Source organism: Candidatus Accumulibacter necessarius (assembly GCF_036625085.1).
Genome location: NZ_JAZKUM010000003.1, coordinates 584,250 through 604,365, shown reverse-complemented (window position 1 = coordinate 604,365; position 20,116 = coordinate 584,250). Strand labels below are relative to the sequence as shown.

Annotated in this window: 14 protein-coding genes and 1 pseudogene; 7 read left to right on the top strand and 8 right to left on the bottom strand. The window is 63.5% G+C overall.

All coding sequences use genetic code 11. The features are described from left to right. Positions 1 to 138: 138 nt before the first annotated feature. The 4 genes from V5B44_RS11040 to V5B44_RS11025 form a co-directional block, all read right to left on the bottom strand. Positions 139 to 1,779 (bottom strand): hypothetical protein, encoded by a 1,641-nt coding sequence (locus V5B44_RS11040; RefSeq protein WP_332359078.1) that lies wholly within the window; start codon positions 1,777 to 1,779, stop codon positions 139 to 141. 387 nt (positions 1,780 to 2,166) lie between these two features. Next, complete coding sequence (locus V5B44_RS11035; protein WP_332359077.1) at positions 2,167 to 2,763, bottom strand: DUF4124 domain-containing protein; 597 nt, start codon at positions 2,761 to 2,763, stop codon at positions 2,167 to 2,169. Between the two features lie 122 nt (positions 2,764 to 2,885). Continuing rightward, complete coding sequence (locus V5B44_RS11030) at positions 2,886 to 4,232, bottom strand: tyrosine-type recombinase/integrase (RefSeq protein WP_332359076.1); 1,347 nt, start codon at positions 4,230 to 4,232, stop codon at positions 2,886 to 2,888. A 439-nt stretch (positions 4,233 to 4,671) separates the two neighbouring features. Next, the gene (locus tag V5B44_RS11025) at positions 4,672 to 5,178 is read right to left on the bottom strand and encodes a periplasmic heavy metal sensor (protein WP_332359075.1); all 507 of its coding nucleotides are present in this window, start codon (positions 5,176 to 5,178) and stop codon (positions 4,672 to 4,674) included. Positions 5,179 to 5,344: 166 nt separating this feature from the next. On the opposite strand from V5B44_RS11025, the gene V5B44_RS11020 reads away from it, so the two are divergent. The 6 genes and pseudogenes from V5B44_RS11020 to V5B44_RS10995 all read left to right on the top strand — a co-directional run bounded on the left by V5B44_RS11020 (position 5,345) and on the right by V5B44_RS10995 (position 12,793). Next, complete coding sequence (locus V5B44_RS11020; protein ID WP_332359074.1) at positions 5,345 to 6,091, top strand: response regulator; 747 nt, start codon at positions 5,345 to 5,347, stop codon at positions 6,089 to 6,091. Beyond that, positions 6,088 to 7,404 carry an ATP-binding protein gene (locus V5B44_RS11015; protein ID WP_332359073.1) on the top strand — a complete coding sequence of 439 codons (1,317 nt, stop codon included), beginning with the start codon at positions 6,088 to 6,090 and terminating at the stop codon, positions 7,402 to 7,404. Before V5B44_RS11020 ends, V5B44_RS11015 begins: the two co-directional genes overlap by 4 nt. A 200-nt stretch (positions 7,405 to 7,604) precedes the next feature. Next, positions 7,605 to 8,591, top strand: a pseudogene (locus tag V5B44_RS11010) (YcjF family protein); the annotation flags it as partial. Positions 8,592 to 8,664: 73 nt separating this feature from the next. Beyond that, positions 8,665 to 10,218, top strand: a complete 1,554-nt coding sequence (locus tag V5B44_RS11005; RefSeq protein WP_332359072.1) for a protein adenylyltransferase SelO — start codon at positions 8,665 to 8,667, stop codon at positions 10,216 to 10,218. Between the two features lie 72 nt (positions 10,219 to 10,290). Beyond that, positions 10,291 to 10,524, top strand: a complete 234-nt coding sequence (locus V5B44_RS11000) for a TIGR02647 family protein (RefSeq protein WP_332344890.1) — start codon at positions 10,291 to 10,293, stop codon at positions 10,522 to 10,524. 67 nt (positions 10,525 to 10,591) lie between these two features. Next, a complete protein-coding gene (locus tag V5B44_RS10995) occupies positions 10,592 to 12,793 on the top strand; it encodes a patatin-like phospholipase family protein (protein WP_332359071.1) in 2,202 nt (733 codons plus the stop codon). Between the two features lie 97 nt (positions 12,794 to 12,890). Here the strand turns inward: V5B44_RS10995 and V5B44_RS10990 are convergent, their stop codons facing one another. From V5B44_RS10990 to V5B44_RS10975, 4 genes are all read right to left on the bottom strand, one after another. Then, positions 12,891 to 14,615, bottom strand: a complete 1,725-nt coding sequence (locus tag V5B44_RS10990; RefSeq protein ID WP_332359070.1) for a potassium channel family protein — start codon at positions 14,613 to 14,615, stop codon at positions 12,891 to 12,893. Positions 14,616 to 14,628: 13 nt separating this feature from the next. Next, positions 14,629 to 15,012 (bottom strand): DUF6394 family protein, encoded by a 384-nt coding sequence (locus V5B44_RS10985; RefSeq protein ID WP_287632082.1) that lies wholly within the window; start codon positions 15,010 to 15,012, stop codon positions 14,629 to 14,631. A gap of 142 nt (positions 15,013 to 15,154) precedes the next feature. Beyond that, positions 15,155 to 18,232 carry an efflux RND transporter permease subunit gene (locus V5B44_RS10980; RefSeq protein ID WP_332359069.1) on the bottom strand — a complete coding sequence of 1,026 codons (3,078 nt, stop codon included), beginning with the start codon at positions 18,230 to 18,232 and terminating at the stop codon, positions 15,155 to 15,157. Continuing rightward, entirely contained in the window at positions 18,229 to 19,416 is a 1,188-nt protein-coding gene (locus V5B44_RS10975) for an efflux RND transporter periplasmic adaptor subunit (protein ID WP_434735434.1), read from the bottom strand. Before V5B44_RS10975 ends, V5B44_RS10980 begins: the two co-directional genes overlap by 4 nt. A 330-nt stretch (positions 19,417 to 19,746) precedes the next feature. Here V5B44_RS10975 and V5B44_RS10970 point away from each other — a divergent pair, with 330 nt between their 5' ends. Next, positions 19,747 to 20,082 carry a hypothetical protein gene (locus tag V5B44_RS10970; RefSeq protein WP_332359067.1) on the top strand — a complete coding sequence of 112 codons (336 nt, stop codon included), beginning with the start codon at positions 19,747 to 19,749 and terminating at the stop codon, positions 20,080 to 20,082. The last annotated feature ends 34 nt before the right edge of the window (positions 20,083 to 20,116 follow it).

The following is a 20,116-nucleotide window of genomic DNA, read 5'->3' as shown; positions in this document are numbered from 1 at the left end:
GAACCTGCGCTGATTTCCTTGCGGGATTGCAAGGTTAATCAACGCTGGCGAATATCGTTTTACGCCCCTAAACATCTGTATGACATACCACCATATAGCACCAAAACAGCAATATGGTGGTATGTTATGCTATTGAGTTTACGAACTTTTATTTGCTTTGCTTGCCCTTTTCTTGCTCGTGAAGATTGGTGCTATATGGGGCAAGGCGAGGGTATAGAAATCGCCTGCCTGGGCGTATTTCTTAACCGCGCAAATGCCGGCTCGATATTTCTCAAATGTCGACGGCGCCTTCATGAAGTCGCGGTAGAGTTTTGCGCAAAGCCAGTGAAATGAGCCCTGTTCGTTCCAGCCATCGCCAAGCGGGCCGGGCATGGCTTGACGATCAAAGGGCAGTTTGGCCGTCTCGGCGTACGTATCCAGCGCGTCAATGATTTCCGATAGCTTGGCTTGCTTCGCCCGCAACGAGGCGCTCTTCGGCGCTCCAGAAGAGGCAGCCTGCCCCTGCGCTTCGTCCGGCACCTGCTGCGCGGTGTCGGTCGCCTGCTCAATGGCGATCATGGCCTGCCGAAAGTCATCGGGCACGCTGAAGCCGTACAGGTCGTGACGCGCGGTATCGACGAAGTGCAGAAGTTCGATTGGCGTGCAAGGAAACTTGAGCGGGGGCTGCTCGTTGTCGCGATCCATGTCGCGTTGCCAGTCAAGAGGCCAATTGCTTATGTAGTCATCGTCCCACTTTCCAAAACGAACCTTCTTCTTCGTTATAAGAAATGCTCCGCACCAGCCGTGGCCTACCCCGGTTAGCTCAATCCAGTCAGCGATGCTCAATTCCCGTGAATGCGCAAGCTCAATGCACCGTTCGTGGGATAGATTGACGGCGCCCAGCTTCGCCTCGAAGTCTCGCTCACCGTTCTTTATTCTCTGAACCCGGTTGAATCCGTCTTGAAACGCTCGCTCTTTGAATCGGTCAGGCGTCGCAGCATTGGCCTGCTCCGCTTCCCTTCTGTACTTCTCGAATTTGGCAGCGAGCGCATCCTGGCGTTGACGGTCGACTTCATCGGCTTGTACTCGACGGTCGGCGCCAGAAAGTTCAGGCCAGTTTGGGATGTACGCCTCAGCGAGTTCTTGCAGTTTTGGCGGCAGATTGTCTATCGGACTATCAAACCATCCAGCGAGCATTTGCGCTATCTGACCGTCGGTCGAGGTGCTTAATGCAGCCATGCCCTCGGCCGCCGCGTAGCTTTGGCAGTCGACACCATGCTCTGCCCTTAGCCAAGCCGCCAGCTCTGATACTCGGACGTACTCGTCGCGGACAAAAGCATCAATGTTGTCGGCGGCTTTTCCAAGCGCCTCTTCTTGCGCCTCCTGAAGGTGATGCGCTTTCAGCATTTGGAGAGCTTTCATCCGCGACTTGACACCATCGATCTCTACTTGCATCGACGGACCTGCGATGCCGCCTCGAATCTTTTCCTGTTCTAGACATTTCAGTTGAATGCCCCAGGCATCGATTTCGGCATCGACTTTGAGGTTCTTTGCGTACGCCCTTGACTCGGCGTACCTCATTGCCCTGTCGTGCATTGATTGCTTGACGGCGGATAAAGCTCGCGCCGGATGCTTGAGCCCTGCCGCATTGCGCAGAGGAAGCTTTTCCCAGTCACTTCGCAATTCAGCCAATACTGCTCCGACGATCTCAAGGCGAAACGCGCAGTCCGCCTCCACAATTAAATCGCCAATCTCGCCTACCTTGACAAGCTCCTGGCCGGACCTGAACATGACTTGCATGCTGACGCCCCTTCTCGCGCTCCTTCAAAAAAGGGGTGCCACGCCAGCCGGGTGAAGGTGCCCGGTGTTCTCCGTCGGTGATCAGCCTCGGGATAGGCGCGGCATTGGTGGGGCTCTGACCGCGATCAGCCGGGCCGGGTCGGAGTGCTGCGGCGATATACCTCGGGTGGCCAGACGGCCAGGCCAGGAGTCCATACAGGCGTGAAAGCACAGCCGGGACTCGCTCTTCTCGATCTTGCGGACGGCGGATTCAAGGCTGTTCGCTTCGATGTAGAGGACGCGGGCCGCCCGCCTGCAGGATGGCTTCGGCGCGCTCGACGGCATTCCATGTCTGTTCCCCGCGCTGCATCGGCGGCAGGCCGTCGATCTGCCATCCATCCGACCCGCTCACCGCGGCCGATAGACAGGCGGCGCGTTTTGAATGTAGATCCGGTTGTTGACCTGCTGCGGCTCGTCCATCCCGCACGCGGAATACATCCGCCGCCGCGACGCGCCGATCACCGCCGCGTCCTTCCGGCTCGAGCTCGAATCGACATCGTAGCTCCACTGCGCCTCCTTGCACTCCCGGCTGTTGCGCGCATCCGCCCGCAGATCCGCGCTGGTTCGCCCCGTCACCGGCGCCGCCCCCCGCTCCGCCGCGGCGATCATCTGCCAGTGCTCCGCCGTCAGCGCCAGCCCCTTCGCGCGCGACAGATCACCTGACCCGATCGCCTCGGCGACCTTCGCGTCGAGCAACCGCGCCTGCCGCTCTTGCGTCGAAGGCTGCCCACTAGGTGGCGCCGATGCCGTCGCCGGCGGCCCGCTCTCCGCCGGCGCCGCGATCACCCGCACCTCGGTTTCACCCCGGCGGCAAGGCGTGTCGCTGTACGACGTTGCCCCGCCGCCCGGCGCCTGGCACTTGTAGTAGATCGTTTGCGCCTGGCCGTCGGCCGGCAGACCGAAAGCAGCCATAACGGCCGCCGCAAACAGAAACCGGTGCATCATGTCCAACCCTCCAGAAAATCGCGCGTCCACTCAAGTCAGCATCATAACCTCACTCGGGTAGGTCGGGTTGGTCAGGGCGGCGGCGTATTTGCGCACATCGTCGCCCGCTTTGCCTGAACCCGTCAGGCGGCGGTTATAACCCGAAGTCCGGGCCTTGCGTCTTCCGCGGGCTGCTCGATGCCTGCCTCGTTCAGAATCCACCCCTCGATCTTGGTGTGCCACTTCCGCAACAGATCGAGCGGGCGAACGCGGTAATGCTTCTCTGCGGTCGCCGATGGCTTGTGCCCCATGATCTGCGCCGAGACTCCAGCCGGGCATTCTACCCATTCCGCCAGAGTGCCGAACGAGCGGCGCAGGCCGTGAATCGTGACTGCTGGCAGGCCGGCAGCGGCCAGCACCTTGTTGTGCATGATGCGCGGCTCCTGAAGCCTTCCAGATGCCGCGGTGGGGCTGCTGAACACCCATTCATTGCGGCGGGGCAAGGCGGCCAGTAGCGCGGCAACGCAGGGCGTCAGCGGGACAGTGCGCTCGCCGTCGACCTTGTCCTTGATGGTTATGGATTTCCACTGAAAGTCGACGTCCTCCCAGCGGATGCCGGCAACCTCTTCCCGGCGCGCACCAGTGAGCAGGGCGGTCTGGAGATAGGCGGCGATGACGGGATTGCCGATCTGGCGCACGGCGGCGAACCATGCCGGCAGCTGCTCGCGTTGCAGGCAATCGTCCTTGGCGGCTTTCTTCGGCAGTTCGTCGCGGGCCATGCGGGTGATGCAGGCGTCAGCGCGTACATGGGCGCGGTACTCGGGCCGATCGCTGCACCAGTTGAGGAACGCGCGCAGCAGAGAAAATGCAAGGCGGGTATGGGTCGGGCGCTTGACTACCTCATCTTGGAGCCAGACGCGTACCCGGTCGGCGTCGATCTGTTCCAGAGGAAGCACCAGCAGCGGGCGCAGGATGCCCGGCAGCGTCTTGTCACTGTCGCCAGGGTGCCGCCCTTGGGTACGGCGCTCGCCACCTTCCTTGCTCACGGTCACATGGTCGCCGATATGGCTTTGACTCCACCGAGGGGCGCGCGCTTCGATGTACTGCTGCCAGGCTTCGAGTGCCGGCGTAGCGATGCGCTCCGCTTCGATCCGCTTGGCTCCGGCTTCGGCGCGCTTGGCCTCGGCGGCGGCGATGCGGTCGGCTTTCTCTTGGCGCGGATCGATACCTGAGTCAATGAGCACTTGCAGGCGTCGGGCCTCGTCGCGTGCGGCGCCAAGGGTCCATGCCTTGGTGCTGCCGATGGTCAGCCGAACCGATGCGCCAGACTCCAAGCGGCTCTGCAAGACGTAGACCTTGCTGCCGCCGGCTGACGCCTTCAATCCAAGTCCGGTAGATTCGGTGTCCCAGAGAAAGGACGCTGCCTTGCCGGTCTCGCAGCAGAATTTCGACACTCGCCCGCCAGTGAAAGGAACCTTGTTTTCGCTCATCTGATGCTCTCCGGCTTTGCTTACCGGCGAATCCAGTAAGCACACAGTAAGCAAATTATAGCAATTCCATTCAACGTCGTGCAACGTCAATTTAGGCTAGTTGTTTATTTTTCCGATGCTTAGCACTCTGCCGTACATCCCTTTCAACGTCGAAGAATGCCTAGACCGATGGATTGTGATTCCAGTGGTCACGGGTTCGAATCCCGTACATCGCCCCAACAAGCCTGCAGGTCAACAGTATCCAGGGATCGGCCCGAAGCCTTCGCCGCTTGCCGGTTTGTTGGCAATTGCTGCCGCAGCACGAACCAGACAAGGCTGTCGTCCAACCCGCGCCTCGCTGGTTCGTCTTCCTGCTCGCCTTGACGCGACCGACCGAGGCGATGGCTGATGCCGCCGCCCCGGTCACCACAGGCGCCGGCGCCGCCTGCTTCGATACGGATCAGCTGCCAGCCGGTCCGCGAGGTCCGTAGCGGCCGCCCTGCCCCATGCGTTCGAGCTTGCTCTTGAAGAACAGGCGCGCCTTCTCCTTCTGTGCCGCGTCGAGACTGTCGTATACCGCCAGCCAGCGGTCGCGGCCGGCCTCGCGCTGCTGGCGACCGCCATCCCTGAGATCGTCCATCTGCTTGAGGACGGCGCGCAAGTCGGCCCCCGGTTTGCTGACCGCGGCGAGCGCTTCCTCGCGGTGCTTGCGCATCTGCTCGCGCATGTTGCGCATACTGGTCTGGCTGAACTGCTCGGCGTCCTGCCAGAGCGCTTCCTGCCGGGCGTCGAGCTTGAGCTCGCCGTGCAGGCGCGACATGTCCTGCAGGTGATAACCCATCCCGTGCTGCATGCGGCCGCCGCCGGCGCCGCAGCGCTCGGGGCTCATGGCGAAAGCCGCGCCGCCGGCGCCGAGAGCCAGAACCAGTGCAGCAACGAGAAGGCGGGGTGAAAACTTTGTTTTCATGGTGAACTCCTTGGCTGAGGTTGATTGATCGCGACGAGCAGTTCTTCCTGCCTCTCTCGCGATGGAGCCATTGTCCTCTGGCACTCATTGCAAACGATTTCGTCGGCCGTGGTACGTGATTGCAAATTGTTTCTGCTTGTCAGCCAGACGCTGCTGGCGGCATAGAATGACCCCCATCGCCCAACTGGCCAAAACCATGCGAAAGATCCTCCTCGTTGACGACGATGCCGAGCTGCGTCGCCTGCTCGCCACCTATCTGGGCCGCCACGGCTTCGACACGCTGCTGCTGCCCGACACCCGTCAGCTCGACGCCTTCCTCGAGCGCTACCAACCGCAGTTGCTGGTACTCGACCTGATGCTGCCTGGCGAGGACGGCCTGGCAGCCTGCCGGCGCCTGCGCGCGCGCGGCGAGACCCGGCCGGTGATCATGCTGACCGCGCGCGACGAACCCGTCGACCGGGTGATCGGGCTCGAGATGGGCGCCGACGATTACCTCGGCAAGCCCTTCGATCCTCGCGAACTGGTTGCCCGCATCGAAGCCGTGCTGCGTCGCGGCACGCGCCCACCAGCCGCGCCGGATCCCGAGGGAGGGGTGACCCGCTTCGGCGGCTGGCTATTTGACCGTGGCACCCGCCAGCTATCGAAGGATGGACAGGTGGTGCCGCTGACCAGTGGCGAGTTCGCGTTGCTCAACGCGCTGGTCGCCAACGCCAGCCAGCCGATGAAGCGCGAGCGTCTGCTCGAACTGACGCGCGGCGAAATGACCGAAGCCTTCGACCGCGCGATCGACGTCCAGATTCATCGCCTGCGTCGTCTGATCGAGGTCGATCCCGCACGCCCACGCTACCTGCAGACGGTGTGGGGCATCGGTTACGTCTTCGTCCCCGACGCAGCAAGCGGCGCCGCAGAATGACCCTGAGACTCCTTCCATCCTCGCTGGCGGGTCGCACCGTGCTGCTGGTGATCGCCGTGATCGCCGTGGCGGAATTCGCCACCTTCTCGCTCCTCGGGCATTTCCGCCGGACCTCACACGTCAATCAGACGGTCCAGCTGATCGCCGGGCAGGTGCGCCTGCTGCAAATCGTCCTGCCAGGGCTCGACCAGGCGGCCCGGCAGGCTCTGAGCGAGGCCGATGCCGGCGAGCAGGGACTGCAGTTGCGGCCGGATGGCAGCAACGTCCCCAGATACGAGCCGCAGTTCCCGTTCGCCCGCCGCCTTTCCGGCGATCTTGCCGAGCGTCTCGGCGAGCCGGTTCTGCTCCGGCACGGCGGCAGGGGTCAGCGCACGGGCCTGTGGATCGGCTTCATGGCCGGCGGCGAGCGCTGGTGGCTGCTGCTGCCGCCACCGCGTTTCGAGCCACAGGCGCTGCCCTCGGATCTGTGGTCGTTTCTGGCGGTCACACTGATCGCCGTACTGCTGATCGCCGGCCTCTTCGTGCGCGGCATCGTCAGGCCACTGGCACGTCTCGGTGAAGCCGTGGCGGCGACCGGCGATGGTGCGGCGCGCGCGGCAACGCCGGAAGGTCCGCTGGAAGTCAGACGACTTGCCGAGCGCCACAACACGATGCTTGGGCAGTTGGCGAGCGCAGCAGCCGAGCGGCGCGAGATGCTCGCCGGTCTGACGCACGACCTGCGGGCACCGCTGACCCGCTTGCGTCTGCGTCTGGAACTGCTCGAAAGCGACACCGACCGAGCGGGCCTGGTGCGTGACCTTGACGACATGGAGCGCATTGTTGGCCAGTGCCTGGCTTTCCTGCGCAGCGACGACACCGACCGAGCGCCGGCGCCACTTGCCCTGGCGACCCTGCTGATCGACGAGGTCGCCCGCCAGCGCGAGCTCGGTCGGCCGGTCGAGGTGAAGGTCAGCGAGGCAGCGACGCAATGTCGGGTGGCGATCGACGCGGGCAATCTGCAGCGCCTGCTCGACAATCTGATCGACAATGCACTGCAGCACGGTGCACCGCCGGTCGAGGTCGAACTGAGCATGGCCAGTCGATCGCTCGCCACGCTGCGCGTACGTGACCACGGGCCGGGAATCGCTGGCGCTGATCGCGAGCGGGCGCTCGAGCCCTTTGCCCAGATCGAGCCGGCCAGGGCAACCGACGGCAGTTGTGGGCTGGGTCTGGCGATCGTGCGGCGAATCGCCACCGGCTGCGGCGGTGAGCTCACGCTCGAAGATGCGCCTGGCGGCGGGCTGGAAGTCGTCGTCCGCTTGCCCGCCTGCTGACCCACTTGCCGAGCCGGCCGCCGCCCCTCCGCCGACCCCCCGCCCGCCACTACGCTGGGGTCGCACCAGTCCTCGCCTTGCGCTATGCTGGCGATCGCGCTCACGGCATCGGACAAAGCCTTCCCTCGCGCTCGCCTTGATCAAAGGCGGGAACTTGCGGATACTCGCCGGGCCAAACGACATCCTCACAGGAGACACTTTGCATGAACGAGCAGGAGCAGAAAGCCATTCTTACGCTCAGCCTGATGGCTGCCTTCGCCGACGGCATGAAGGACGAGTCCGAGCGTGCCGAACTCAAGCGCATTGCCGACGCCCTGGCCGGCGATCGATCGATCAATCTCGCTGCCCTCTATCAGGATGTATTGCTCAAACGCGTGGCGATGCCCTCGGCGGTGGCGGCACTGACGACCCCGGAGGCGCGGCAACTCGCCTTCGAAATGGCGGTCTGCGTCTGCGATGCCGACGGCGTCCAATCGGCGGCCGAGCAGGCCTTTCTCGCCGATCTGCGTGGCGCCCTGGGGCTCGACGTTCAGCAGTCGGCAGCCTATGCGCGGCAGGCGGAAGCGATCGCCGCACTGCCGATCGCGGCAAACCCTGACATCGGCGCCGGGACGGCGCCGCAGGCGCAGAATGCGCCGGCCACGCCCGCCGCCGGCTACGCGTCGACGATGAGCGAGGGCGAAATGGACCAGGCCATCCTCAACGCGGCGATCCTCAACGGGGCGCTGGAACTGCTGCCGGAATCGCTATCGACGATGGCCATCATTCCGCTGCAGATGAAGCTGGTCTACCGCATCGGCAAGTCCTACGGTTTCGAACTCGACCGCAGCCATATCAAGGACTTTCTGGCCACGCTCGGCGTCGGGCTGACGTCACAGTATCTCGAACAGGCCGGGCGCAAGCTGCTTGGCGGCCTGCTCGGCAAAGTCGGTGGCGGCCTGTTGGGCGGCCTCGGGAAGCAGGCGGTCAGCTCGGGCATGAGCTTCGCCAGCACCTATGCGCTCGGTCACGTCGCCCGGCGATACTACGCCGGTGGCCGCAGCTTCTCGACGCAGATGTTGCGCGAAGCCTTCGACAACGTGCTCGGCGAGGCCAAGGGCCTGCAGAGCCGCTATCTGCCCGAGATGCAGGCCCGGGCGCGGACGCTGGATACGGCTCAGATCGTCGATCTGGTCCGGCGTGGGTGATCGCCCGCTGCCCGGATGAACATGACCACTTCCAGCCGCTGGTCGGCCAACGCTGCTGGGAACCGGTCGGCTGATGCTTGACTTCGATAACCTTTTCGTCCGTGATCTGCCTGGTGACCCGGAAGCTCTCAACCTGCCGCGGCACGTCTTCGGCGCCTGCTGGTCACCGGTCGATCCGACTCCGGTTGCCGCGCCCCGCCTGCTCGCCTATTCACGCGAAGTCGCGTTAGCGCTTGATCTCGACGAACAGGCGATGGCCGCGCCGGCTTTGCTTGCTGCACTGGCCGGCAACGCCCTGTTGCCAGGGATGGTCAGTTACGCTAGCTGCTATGGTGGCCACCAGTTTGGTCAGTGGGCCGGGCAGCTCGGCGACGGCCGGGCGATTCTGCTTGGCGAGGCGATCAACCGCGCCGGCCAGCGCTTTGAACTGCAACTCAAGGGCGCCGGCCCGACACCGTACTCGCGGCGGGCAGACGGACGCGCGGTGCTGCGCTCGTCGATTCGCGAGTTCCTGTGCAGCGAGGCGATGCATCATCTGGGGGTACCGACGACGCGCGCGCTGAGCCTGGTGACCACCGGCGAATCGGTGGTACGCGACATGTTCTACGACGGGCATCCGGTTGCCGAACCGGGCGCGATCGTTTGCCGCGTCGCACCCTCGTTTACCCGCTTCGGCCACTTCGAGCTACCGGCCGCCCGCGGCGAGCGCGCTCTGCTGCAACGCCTGGTCGAGTTCACCATCGCCCGCGATTTCCCCGAGCTGGCCCTCGACCCAGCGCACGGCCTGGCCGCCTGGTTCAGCGAAATCTGCGAGCGAACGGCACGCCTGATGGTGCACTGGATGCGCGTCGGCTTCGTGCACGGGGTAATGAATACCGACAACATGTCGATCCTCGGTCTGACCATCGACTACGGCCCCTACGGCTGGGTCGACAACTTCGATCCCGGCTGGACGCCCAACACCACCGATGCATCGAGCAGACGCTACTGTTTTGCCCGGCAACCGGCAATCGCGCGCTGGAATCTCGAACGACTGGCCGACGCGCTGGCCATGCTGACGCCACAGCCGGACGCGCTGGGCGACGCTCTCGAACGTTATGACCAGGTCTATGCCACCGAGTTCTGCACCGCATTTGCCGCCAAGCTGGGCTTTCGGCATTGGCTTCACGACGATGTTGATCTGCTCGAGGATCTCTTTGAGCTCATGCACCGGGCAGAAATCGACATGACCGAGTTCTTCCGCAGCCTCGCCCGACTGGACATCGAGCAGCCAAGCATCGATGTCGTGCGTGAATCCTTCTACCGCGAAGATCTGCGCCAGCGCTTCGCCGGCGGCCTGACGCGCTGGCTGGCGCGCTACGCTGCCCGCCTGCGGCAGGACAGAGAGCCGGCAGAGCGGCGCCTGGCGCGCATGAACGCCGCCAACCCGCGCTATGTGCTGCGCAACTACCTGGCGCAGCAGGCAATCGACCGCGCCGAACAGGGCGACACGCAGATGATTCACGACTTGCTCGACGTCCTGCGCCGGCCCTGTGATGAACAACCGGGGCGGGAAGCGTTCAGCGCCAAACGGCCCGATTGGGCTAGGCACCGGGCAGGTTGTTCGATGCTCTCGTGCAGTTCCTGAGCGCCGGCCGCGCAAGGCGCGCTAAAATGCAGCCCCATCGTCACCACTGGTTTCGACCAACGAGGAACTGCCATGCCCTTCACGCCCGATCTGGTCGATGAACTCAATACACTGATCCATTTCGATCTCGGAACTACCCAGCAGGGAATCAAGATTCACAAGACCGCCGATCCGGCAATCATCGCAGCAACACGGCGGCTGCATGCCAAGGGGCTGCTGACGCTGGTCGACGGCGGCTACCTGACAAGCCTGGGCCGCGATGCGGCGGAGCACGCGCAGGCCGCGCTGACCATCCTCCAGTCGTGAACATTGTTTCCTGGTGGCGCCAGCTGCTCGCACTGCTTGCCACGGCAAGGCTGACCATTCTCGAATCATGAACAGTGTTTCATGGCGGGGCCTGCTTCTGCTCGCACTGCTTGCCACGGCGGCGCTGGCCAACGCTGCCGCCGAGGTAGCCAGGCCGCGTGTCGCCTTGATCCTCGGCGGCGGTGGCGCACGCGGTGCGGCGCACATTGGCGTCCTCGAGGTGCTAGAGAAGCTGCGCGTGCCGGTTGACTGCGTCGCCGGCACCAGCATGGGCGCGCTGGTCGCCGGCGTATACGCCGGCGGCATGTCGCCAGCGAAGATGCGCGAAGAGCTCGCCAAAGCGGATTGGGACGACCTGTTCCAGGATACCCCGCCCTACTCGCAGCGCAGTTTTCGCAACAAGGTGCAGGACAGGCGTTACCTGCCCGCCTCGGAAACCGGCGTCGGCCCCAATGGCCTGAGGTATCAGACGGGGATCGTCACCGGACAGAAGATCAAACTCTTCTTCAACCAACTGGTGGGCGACAATGTCGGCGAGCGCAGGATCGAGGATCTGCCGCTGCCGCTCTCGATCATCGCAACCGATATCGTTCATGGCCAGCAGGTGGTCTTCCGCAGCGGTAGCCTGTCATCGGCGATGCGCGCCAGCATGTCGGTTCCCGGCCTGATGTCGCCGGTCGAGATCGACGGACAGAAGCTGGTGGACGGTGGCCTGGTCAATAACGTACCGATCGACGAAGCGCGTTCGCGCTGTCAGGCAGACATCGCGATTGCCGTCAACGTCGGTTCGCCGCTGTTGAAGGCAGATGAAATCGGCAGCCTGCTGAGTGTTGCGGCCCAGATGATCAATATCCTGACGGAGCAGAACGTCGTCCGCTCGCTGGCCACCCTCAAACCAACCGACATCTACATCAAGCCGGACCTTGAAGGAATCACCGCCGGAGACTTCAAGCGCACTTCGGAAACGGCTGACCGGGGCGTCGCGGCAACCGAAGCGCTTGCTGATCGCCTGCGTCCACTGGCAGTCAGCGAAGCCGACTATGCAGCCTGGTCGGAGAACATCCAGCTTGCCCGACGCGAGGCGCCGACCGTGCACGAGATCCAGATCGCCGGACTCAAGCGGGTCAACCCGGCCATGGTCGAGCAGCATATCGGAATCAAGCCAGGTGACCCTGTTTCGCCACCCGGCATCAACGACAGTCTGATGAAGACCTATGGCGATGGCTATTACGAAAACGTCGATTACACGCTGCTGACGACGCGTGAGCGCAACATTCTGCGCGTGACGCCACTTGAGAAAAGTTGGGGCCCCGATTACCTCCGCTACGGCGTCAGTCTCGACAGCAACTTCACGAGCGACTCCAGCTACACCTTGCGTCTCGCCTATCAGAAAACCTGGCTGAACTATCTTGGGGGGGAATTCGTGGCCTTCGGCGAGATCGGCTCGGTCAACCGCGTAGGGATGGACTATTACCAACCGGTCGACGAGCGCCAGCGCTACTTCCTGGAGACCAATCTGGCTTATGGCAGCCAGGTTAGCCCGATTTTTCAGAACGACAACAAGCTCGCCGAATACCGCGTCACCCAGGGCGTAGCCAGACTCAGCGGGGGGATCAACCTCGGCACGCTGGGTCAGGTCCGTGCCGGTTGGGAGGAAAACTGGTGGAACGCCAAGCTCGATGTTGGCTCTCCCTTCCTGCCGGATCTGTCGAAGCGCTATGGCGGCTGGATTGCGCAGGCCAACCTCGATAGTTCCGACCGCCTTTATTTCCCGACCACGGGCTGGTTCTCAAAGGTCACTTATTTCGACTCGGCGGCCGAAGGCTTCAGCAAACTCAACGCCACTGCGGGTGTCTACACGAGCATGGGCGACTGGGTGCTGAATAGCCGCGTGTCGTATCAGGGTTCCCCTGTCGGGCAACTGCCGATCTACGATTCCGGGAGCCTCGGGGGCGTGTTCAACATGACCGCCTTTGCTCCTGGCCAACTGAAGGGGGACGACATGACCTATGGCAGTCTGCGCGCGGAAAGGATCATCGGCCGGCTGCCACTTGGCCTGCGGGGAGACATGCGGCTCGGGCTGATAGTCGAAGCGGCCAAAGTTGGTACCCCCTATACCGAAACCGAACTGAAAGGCTGGATCAACTCGACCGCGATCTATCTCGGTGGTGAGACCCCGCTGGGCCCGGTCTACTTCGGTTACGGCTATTCGACCTCGGGCTCGACCGGCGGCTATTCCAATCTCTACCTGCTCCTCGGAGTACCCTGATCGAGCGGAGGCGACTGCTTCGATCAGCCGCGCCGGCCGCGTGCCGAGACCAGGATTCGGGAGCTGACCCGAGGCGGGGTTCCGACCGACGGGGCCGCTAAGGCCGCGTCGTATCGCGCGCCGCAGCCTTCCCGGATTGGCTCAGCAAGCGCCACAACCAGCCCTGCGCATCGCGACCCGTGAGCACGTAGTCGAGCGCGTTTCGATTGTCGAGCGACAGGTTCTGGGCCGCCTTGGCGACGCGCGTCCCGGCGAAAAGGAGCTGATCACCGGGTTGCAGCATCATCTCGTCGACCGGCAGTTCGTGGTCGCGACCGTCACGTACCAGCAACAGCGGCAGCAGCGGCAGCGACTCCTGATGCGCCGCCGGGTCCCGACGCAGGACACCGAGGGCGATCGTCGCCTGCTCCATCATCAGCAGGCGGTGCACCGCCGGTGCTTCCGCCGCGTTGATCCGCACCCCCCAGACCAGCGGTACGCGCTGACCACAGAGTTCTTCGAGTTGTTTGGCAATGGCAGCAGCACGCGCCTCTGGCCAGCTACGAACCAGCCCGAGAAAGCGCGCCAGCAAGGGTGAGGTGATCAGCGCCAGGCATTCACGTGCCACAATCCGCGAAGGCACCATGGTGAAGTCCGCGTCGTAGGCGTCGAACAGGACCTGGTTTGCCACCCGGTTCTGGCGAACCACGACAAACAGATCCGGGTTGACCTCCTTGGCGGTCATGGCAATCGACAGGTTGTTGGTATCGCTGTCACCGCCGGCGACGATGCCCACCGCCGTCTCTATCCCGGCCTGCCGCAGTGGCTCCGCTTCCGTGCCATGGCCAACGATGTGATGAACGTTGATCGGTAGAGAGGAATCCGGCTCGATGACCGTCAGCCTGACCCCCTGTCGCGTCAGATTTCGTACGACTGCCTGCCCGAAGCGCCCGTAGCCACAGACGATCCAGTCACCGGCCGGTGGGTCGTGTCGCTCGGGCACTTCCTGACCCGGCAGACCGGTGAGCAGGTCAACCAGGCGGAACCAGTTCGGGGAATGAATCGCCTGCGCCAGATAGTCAGCGAATTTCTCGAAGTGATTGACTACGTAGTGGGTACCAAACGACATCATGTTGCGCTCGATCGCTGGACTCGCGACCCGGGCGACGACCATCAGGCGGGGATTGATCAGGCGGCTGGCAATCGCCACAGCCAGGTTGGCCGAATCGTCATCGGTGATTGCCAGCACGCCGCGGCAACTCCGGTGCTCGAGGCCCGCCATCAAAAGCTGTTGCGGCTGCGCCGCATCGGCACAGAGTGCGAGAATGTCAGCGGCGAAGTCCTCGAGTTCGAGTTCCTGGATTCTTGCTTCGCTACGCTCGATAGCGACGACACGTATGCCCTCACGGTCGAGGGCGCGCGCGATCAGCAGGCCGGTCTCGCCGCAACCACAGAGGATGTAGAAAGGCTCGCCGAGCTGTTTGACGCGACGTACGAAACCCGCCGTCAGCAGAACCTGCTGAAAGCCCTTGTCCTGGACCAGCGACAACAGGCTGATGATCGAGTATGACCAGCCGATCACCGAGAGGAAGATCACCACCGAGACCCACATCCGCTGCGCCTCGGAAAACGCCACTGGCAGTTCGCCGAAACCGATCGTGCTGGCGGTATAGCTGACAAAGTAAAAGGCGTGGAAAAAACTCATCGGTGGTGCCGGCTGGCCTTGCGCGTCAATCCCGGGAATCAGCGTCAGGCCCAGCGTTGACAGCGCATAGATGACGATCAGCACGATCAGCGGTGCACGCATCCGCCGCAGCGCGAGAAAGAAGACGCTGGCGTTCATTGCAACGCCATCGCTAGCGCCGCAACATCACGGTTTCCGCGATCAGCAGAATGACTGAAACGACGTTGGCAAACAGTGCCCCGCCGCTCAGCGAAACCACGCTGGTGGTGACATCCGCCGACATCCCCTCGCCCGTGACATGTACCGCGATAGCCCAGACACAGGCGGCCGCGACCAGTTGCAGGTCGGCTACCAGGCTGGTGGACAGATGCACCGCGCCGATCTGCGTGCGGTCACCGAACTTGAGCACCGTGGCTATCAGATTGACGACTATGGCGGCGAACAACTCGTAGATGTGATGGTGCCTTGGCTCGTCGATTTCGCCGATGAAGAAGCCGAAGTTCAGCGTTGCGGCAAGCACAATAAAGAAACCAAAAACCACTTTCTCGAGGTTCATGAGCACCATCTCCAGGCCGGGCGAAACCGTTGCGCCATCCGCAACAGCATGACTCGAAAGCATACTCGCCCGTGGGGTGAAAGGAAACCGGTTGCCTCGGTCCTCTGCCTCTAGCCTGCTAGCCTGCTAGCCTGCCTGGAGCTCAGGCCGCCGGGGTCGTCGCCTCGACCACCTCGGCGCCAGCGGCCTTGCGTCTGGCGAGCAGGGTATAAACGGTCGGCACGACGAAGAGCGTGAACAAGGTACCGAGCAACAGGCCACCGACAATGACCCAACCGATCTGCTGCCGGCTCTCGGCACCTGCACCTCTCGCCAGAGCGAGCGGGATGGTCCCCAGCACCATCGCCCCGGTGGTCATCAGGATCGGCCGCAGGCGCAGCTCGGATGCCTCGATAACCGCCTGCCGGAGGTCGCGACCCTGCTGCTGCAACTGGTTGGCGAACTCGACGATCAGGATGCCGTGCTTGGTGATCAGACCGACCAGCGTCACCAGCCCGATCTGGCTGTACACATTGAGTGTCCCGCCGCTGAGCAGCAGGGCCAGCAGGGCGCCGGTCATCGACAGCGGCACCGTCAGCATGATGATGAACGGGTCGCGGAAACTCTCGAACTGGGCGGCCAGCACCAGATAGATGAAGGCCAGCGCGAGGATGAAGGTCAGCGCCAGCGACGACGACGAGAGCTTGAACTCGCGTGACTGGCCGGCATAGTCGACAGCGTAGCCCGCCGGCAGCACGCGTCCGGCCGTCGCTTCGAGGAACTTCAGCGCTTCGCCCATGGCGTAGCCCGGTGTCAGGTTGGCGGTGATGGTGACCGCCCGTCGTTGCCCGAAATGGTTCAGTTCGCGTGGGCTGACCGTCTCGTCAACGGTCAGCAGATTGGCCAGCGGAATCATGCTGCCATCCTTCGCGCGAACGAAGATGTCGCGGATGTCGGAAGGCGTTGCGCGATCAGCATCTGCCACCTGGACGATCACGTCATACTGCTCACCTTCACGCTTGAAGCGGGTAACCTGGCGACCACCGAGCATGGTTTCCAGCGTCCGGCCGACGGTTTCGATCTGCACGCCGGTATCCATCGACTTGTCGCGATTGACGATCACCGACAGTTCGGGCTTGTTCAGCTTGAGATCGGTATCGACGTTGGTGAATCCCGGGTTTTTTGCCACTTCTTCGAGAATCCTGCCGGTCATCTGCTCCAGCTCCGCGTAGGATGCCGAGGTCACGATGACGAAATTGATTGGTCGCTCGCGCGGGCTCTGGCCCAGTGAAGGTGGCAGGACGGGAAACGCCAGCACGCCAGGGATGCCCATGAACTTCGGGAACAGTTCCTTGACCACCGCGGCGGAGTTGCGCTGACGTTCATTCCAGTCTGCGAGGCCGACAAAGGAAATCCCCTGACTGACAGTGGGGTTGCCGGAGACCACGAAGTAGCGCTCGATATCGGGGGTATTGGCGTAGATGCCTTCGATCTCCCGCGCGTAGCGGTCGGTGTAGTCGAGCGTTGCGCCTTCGGGCCCGAGAAAGACGCCGATGATGACCCCGCGGTCTTCGATCGGCGCCAGCTCGGACTTCAGCGCACCGAGCAGCAGCACGTTCGAGCCGGCAACCAGGGCGAACACCAGCATCACCAGCCAGCGCCGCCCCAGCGCGGCCGTGAGCAGCCGCCGGTAGCCACGGGTCATGCCGTCAAGAAAGCGCTCGACCCACAGATAGGCCTTGCCGTGCCGCGTCTCGTGCTTGAGCAGCAGCGAGCACATCATCGGCGACAGCGTCAACGCCACGAAGCCGGATACCAGCACCGCCCCCGCCAGGGTCAGCGCGAACTCAACGAACAGCTTGCCGGTACGCCCAGTCATGAACGCCACCGGCGCGTACACCGCGGCCAGGGTGATGGTCATCGCGACGACTGCGAAGCCGATCTCCTGCGCACCCTGAAAAGCCGCTTGCCTTCTCGGCATGCCTGCCTCGATATGGCGGTAGATGTTCTCCAGCACGACGATTGCGTCGTCGACCACCAGGCCGATCGCCAGCACCAGCGCCAGCAAGGTCAGCGTGTTGATGGTGAAACCGAGCACCAGCATCAACGCAAAGGCACCGATCAGCGACACCGGAATCGTCACCAGCGGGATCAGCGTGGCGCGGAAATTGCGCAGAAAGAAGAAGATGATCAGCAGTACCAAAAGCATCGCCTCACCGATGGTCTTGAATACCGCATCGATCGAGCGGTCGATGAACACCGATGAGTCGTAGGCGATGTTCGCGGTCATTCCCGGCGGCAGTTCGCTGATTACCTTCGGCAACTCGGCGCGCAGCGCGCGCGAAAGCTCCAGCGGGTTCGCTGTCGCCTGTTTGATGACCCCCAGGGCGACGGCCGGCCGGCCCTTGAAGCGCACGCTGCTGCGCTCCGAAGCGGCGCCGATTTCGACCCGGCCGAGGTCGGCGATGCGCACCGGGTAGCTGCCCCTGGCGTCGGCCGCCTGTTTGACGATGATCTCGGCAAACTGTGCCGGCTCGGTCAGATCGGTGCGCGCAACCACCGAGAATTCACGGCTCTCGCTTTCGATGCGGCCAGCCGGCACCTCGACGTTCTGCCGCCGCAAGGCATCCTCGACGTCCTGCGGCGTCAGATTGAAAGCGGCCAGGCGATCACGATCGAGCCAGATGCGCATGGCGAATTTGCGCTCGCCGAAGACGCGCACGTCGGCCGCACCGGGCAGCGTCTGCAGGCGCGGCTTGACGATCCGGTTGGCGAAGTCGGTGACTTCGAGCGCCGAATGCTGGTCGGATGAAAAGGCAATCCAGATGATCGGATTGGCATCGGCTTCGACCTTGGCAATCACCGGCTCGTCGATATCGGCGGGCAGCTTGTTGCGAACGCGCGAAACGCGGTCGCGCACATCCGATGCCGCCGAGTCGGGATTACGTTCGAGTTTGAAGCGCACCGAGATCTGGCTGTTCTCCTGGCGCGAGATCGAGGTGATGACATCGACGCCCTCGATGCCGGCCAGTGAATCCTCGAGCGGCTTGCTGATCTGCGATTCGACAATCTCGGCCGAAGCGCCGCGATAGGTGGTATCGACGGTCACCACCGGCTCATCTATCTTCGGATACTCGCGCACCGGCAGGCGGGTGTAGGAGACCAATCCGATCAGCATGATCCCCAGCGAGAGCACGGTCGCAAAAACCGGACGACGGATGCACAGCTCGGAGATCTTCATTTGCCCTGCCCCCCCGCTCCGGCAGCAGGCACGCTGGAAGCGCTGGCCGGCGCGGCTGCCGGCTGAGCAACGGCAGCGCCTTCACCAGCGGCGCGCACCGCCGCGCCATCGCGCAGCTTCATCTGCCCCGCGGTCACGACCTCGTCGTCGGCACTCAGTCCCTCAACGACCTCGATCTGGGCATCGCGGCGCAAACCGGTTTTTACCGGCGTGCGTTTCGCCTTGCCCTCAACGACACGGTAGACGTAAGGCACCTTGCTGTCGGGAATCAACGCCTGCTCAGGGATCAGCAACACGTTGCTGCGCTGCTGAAAGATCAGACGCACGCGCACGAACATGCCGGGGCGCAGGCGTCCTTCGCCGTTCGGCAGACTGGCACGCAAGGCGATCGCACGGCCACCGGCCTCGACCAGCGGGTTGATGGCATCGAGCACCGCCGTGAAAAGCTGTCCGGGTAGCGCGTCGCTGGACACCTGCAGCTGCTGCCCCGGCTTCAATTGAGCCAGATAGGATTCCGGCAGCCGAAAGTCGATCTTCAGCGTGCCGATATCCTCGATATTGACCAGTTCCTGCCCCTCCTTGACGTAGTCGCCAACACTCACGTTGCGAATGCCGACGATGCCCGAGAACGGCGCCCGGATGCGCGTCTTGTCGAGCCTGGCCTGCGCCAGCGCCAGCGCCGCTTCCTGTACCTTGAGTGCCGCCTGTGCGTTGTCAAGTGCCTGCCGGCTGATGAAGTTCCTGGCAAACAAATCCTCGGTCCGCTGGTGATTGGCCTGCGCGAGTCCCAGACTGGCCCGCGCCTGGTCCAGTTCTGCCACTTGCGTGGCGGCGTCCAGCGCGAGCAGCAGTGAGCCCTTGCTGACGGCAACACCGTCCCTGAAGTTGATCGTTGCGATGCGCCCCGCGATCTCCGGCCGGAGGACAACCGACTCGTTGGAGCGCAGCGAGCCGACAGCGGTGGCATCGAGGGCCAGGTCGGCCGCCAGCACGCGTGCAGTCTCCACCCGTGTTGGTTGACCTCCCGGCGGACCCCCTGGGGCCGCTCCGCCCGGCTTCGCTGCAGCCCCTCCGGGCGCCGCCGGCAGCGTCGGGCCAACCGGCTGGCGGAAACTCGTGTAAGCATAGTAGGCGAGCCAGACCAGGCCAACCACCGCGAGGAACAACACCAGCAACCGCTTCATCCTGCCAGACATCTCGATCCGAATCCCCCGCCGTAGCGAGCAAGTAAAGGTGGTACAAGGCAGCCGAGCCGAACAGGCTGGCAGGCGGTGAAGTGTAGCGAAGCCGGAGCAGTTGCGAAACCCCAAGACAAGGGGATCGATCGCGGCGAGGCTCCTGGCCAGTGAGGCGACGCGTGCGACCCTGCCAGAAAGTTGGCAATCAGCCTCACTTGCCGGTTTCAACTCGGGCAACTGCAGTGATAGAGTCCAGCCATCAGCAATCGTCCATTCGACTGTCTGACCGCCGGCCCGAATTCCTTGTCTTGCGGTCACTTGCATGGAACCTGGATAATGAAGATTCCAACTGACGTGATGCCTCCACTCGGAAACGTGAGCAAGGAGCTCGAAGGAGACCGAAAAGCCGAGCCGGTGGGCAATGCGGCCAGACTCGCCAACGAGCTTTCCACGTCATTGCGTGGCCAGGCCCCCCCGTTTGGTGAACAGCAAGCACGCGCGCAGTCGCCAACCGCTCCCGTCAGCCGCGAGCATGAGGGCCCGCCGCCTGCTGTCGAACGAAGACAACAACCCGAGCGCCGCTCGGAAAACCGGCCGGTCCTCCTCGATACACGCGCCAGGAAAGGCCGTCGGCAAAACCCGGGGGAAGTCCGGATCAACATCAAGGTCTGAAGCGCCCGCCGCTCGTCTTCACGATAAGCATCAT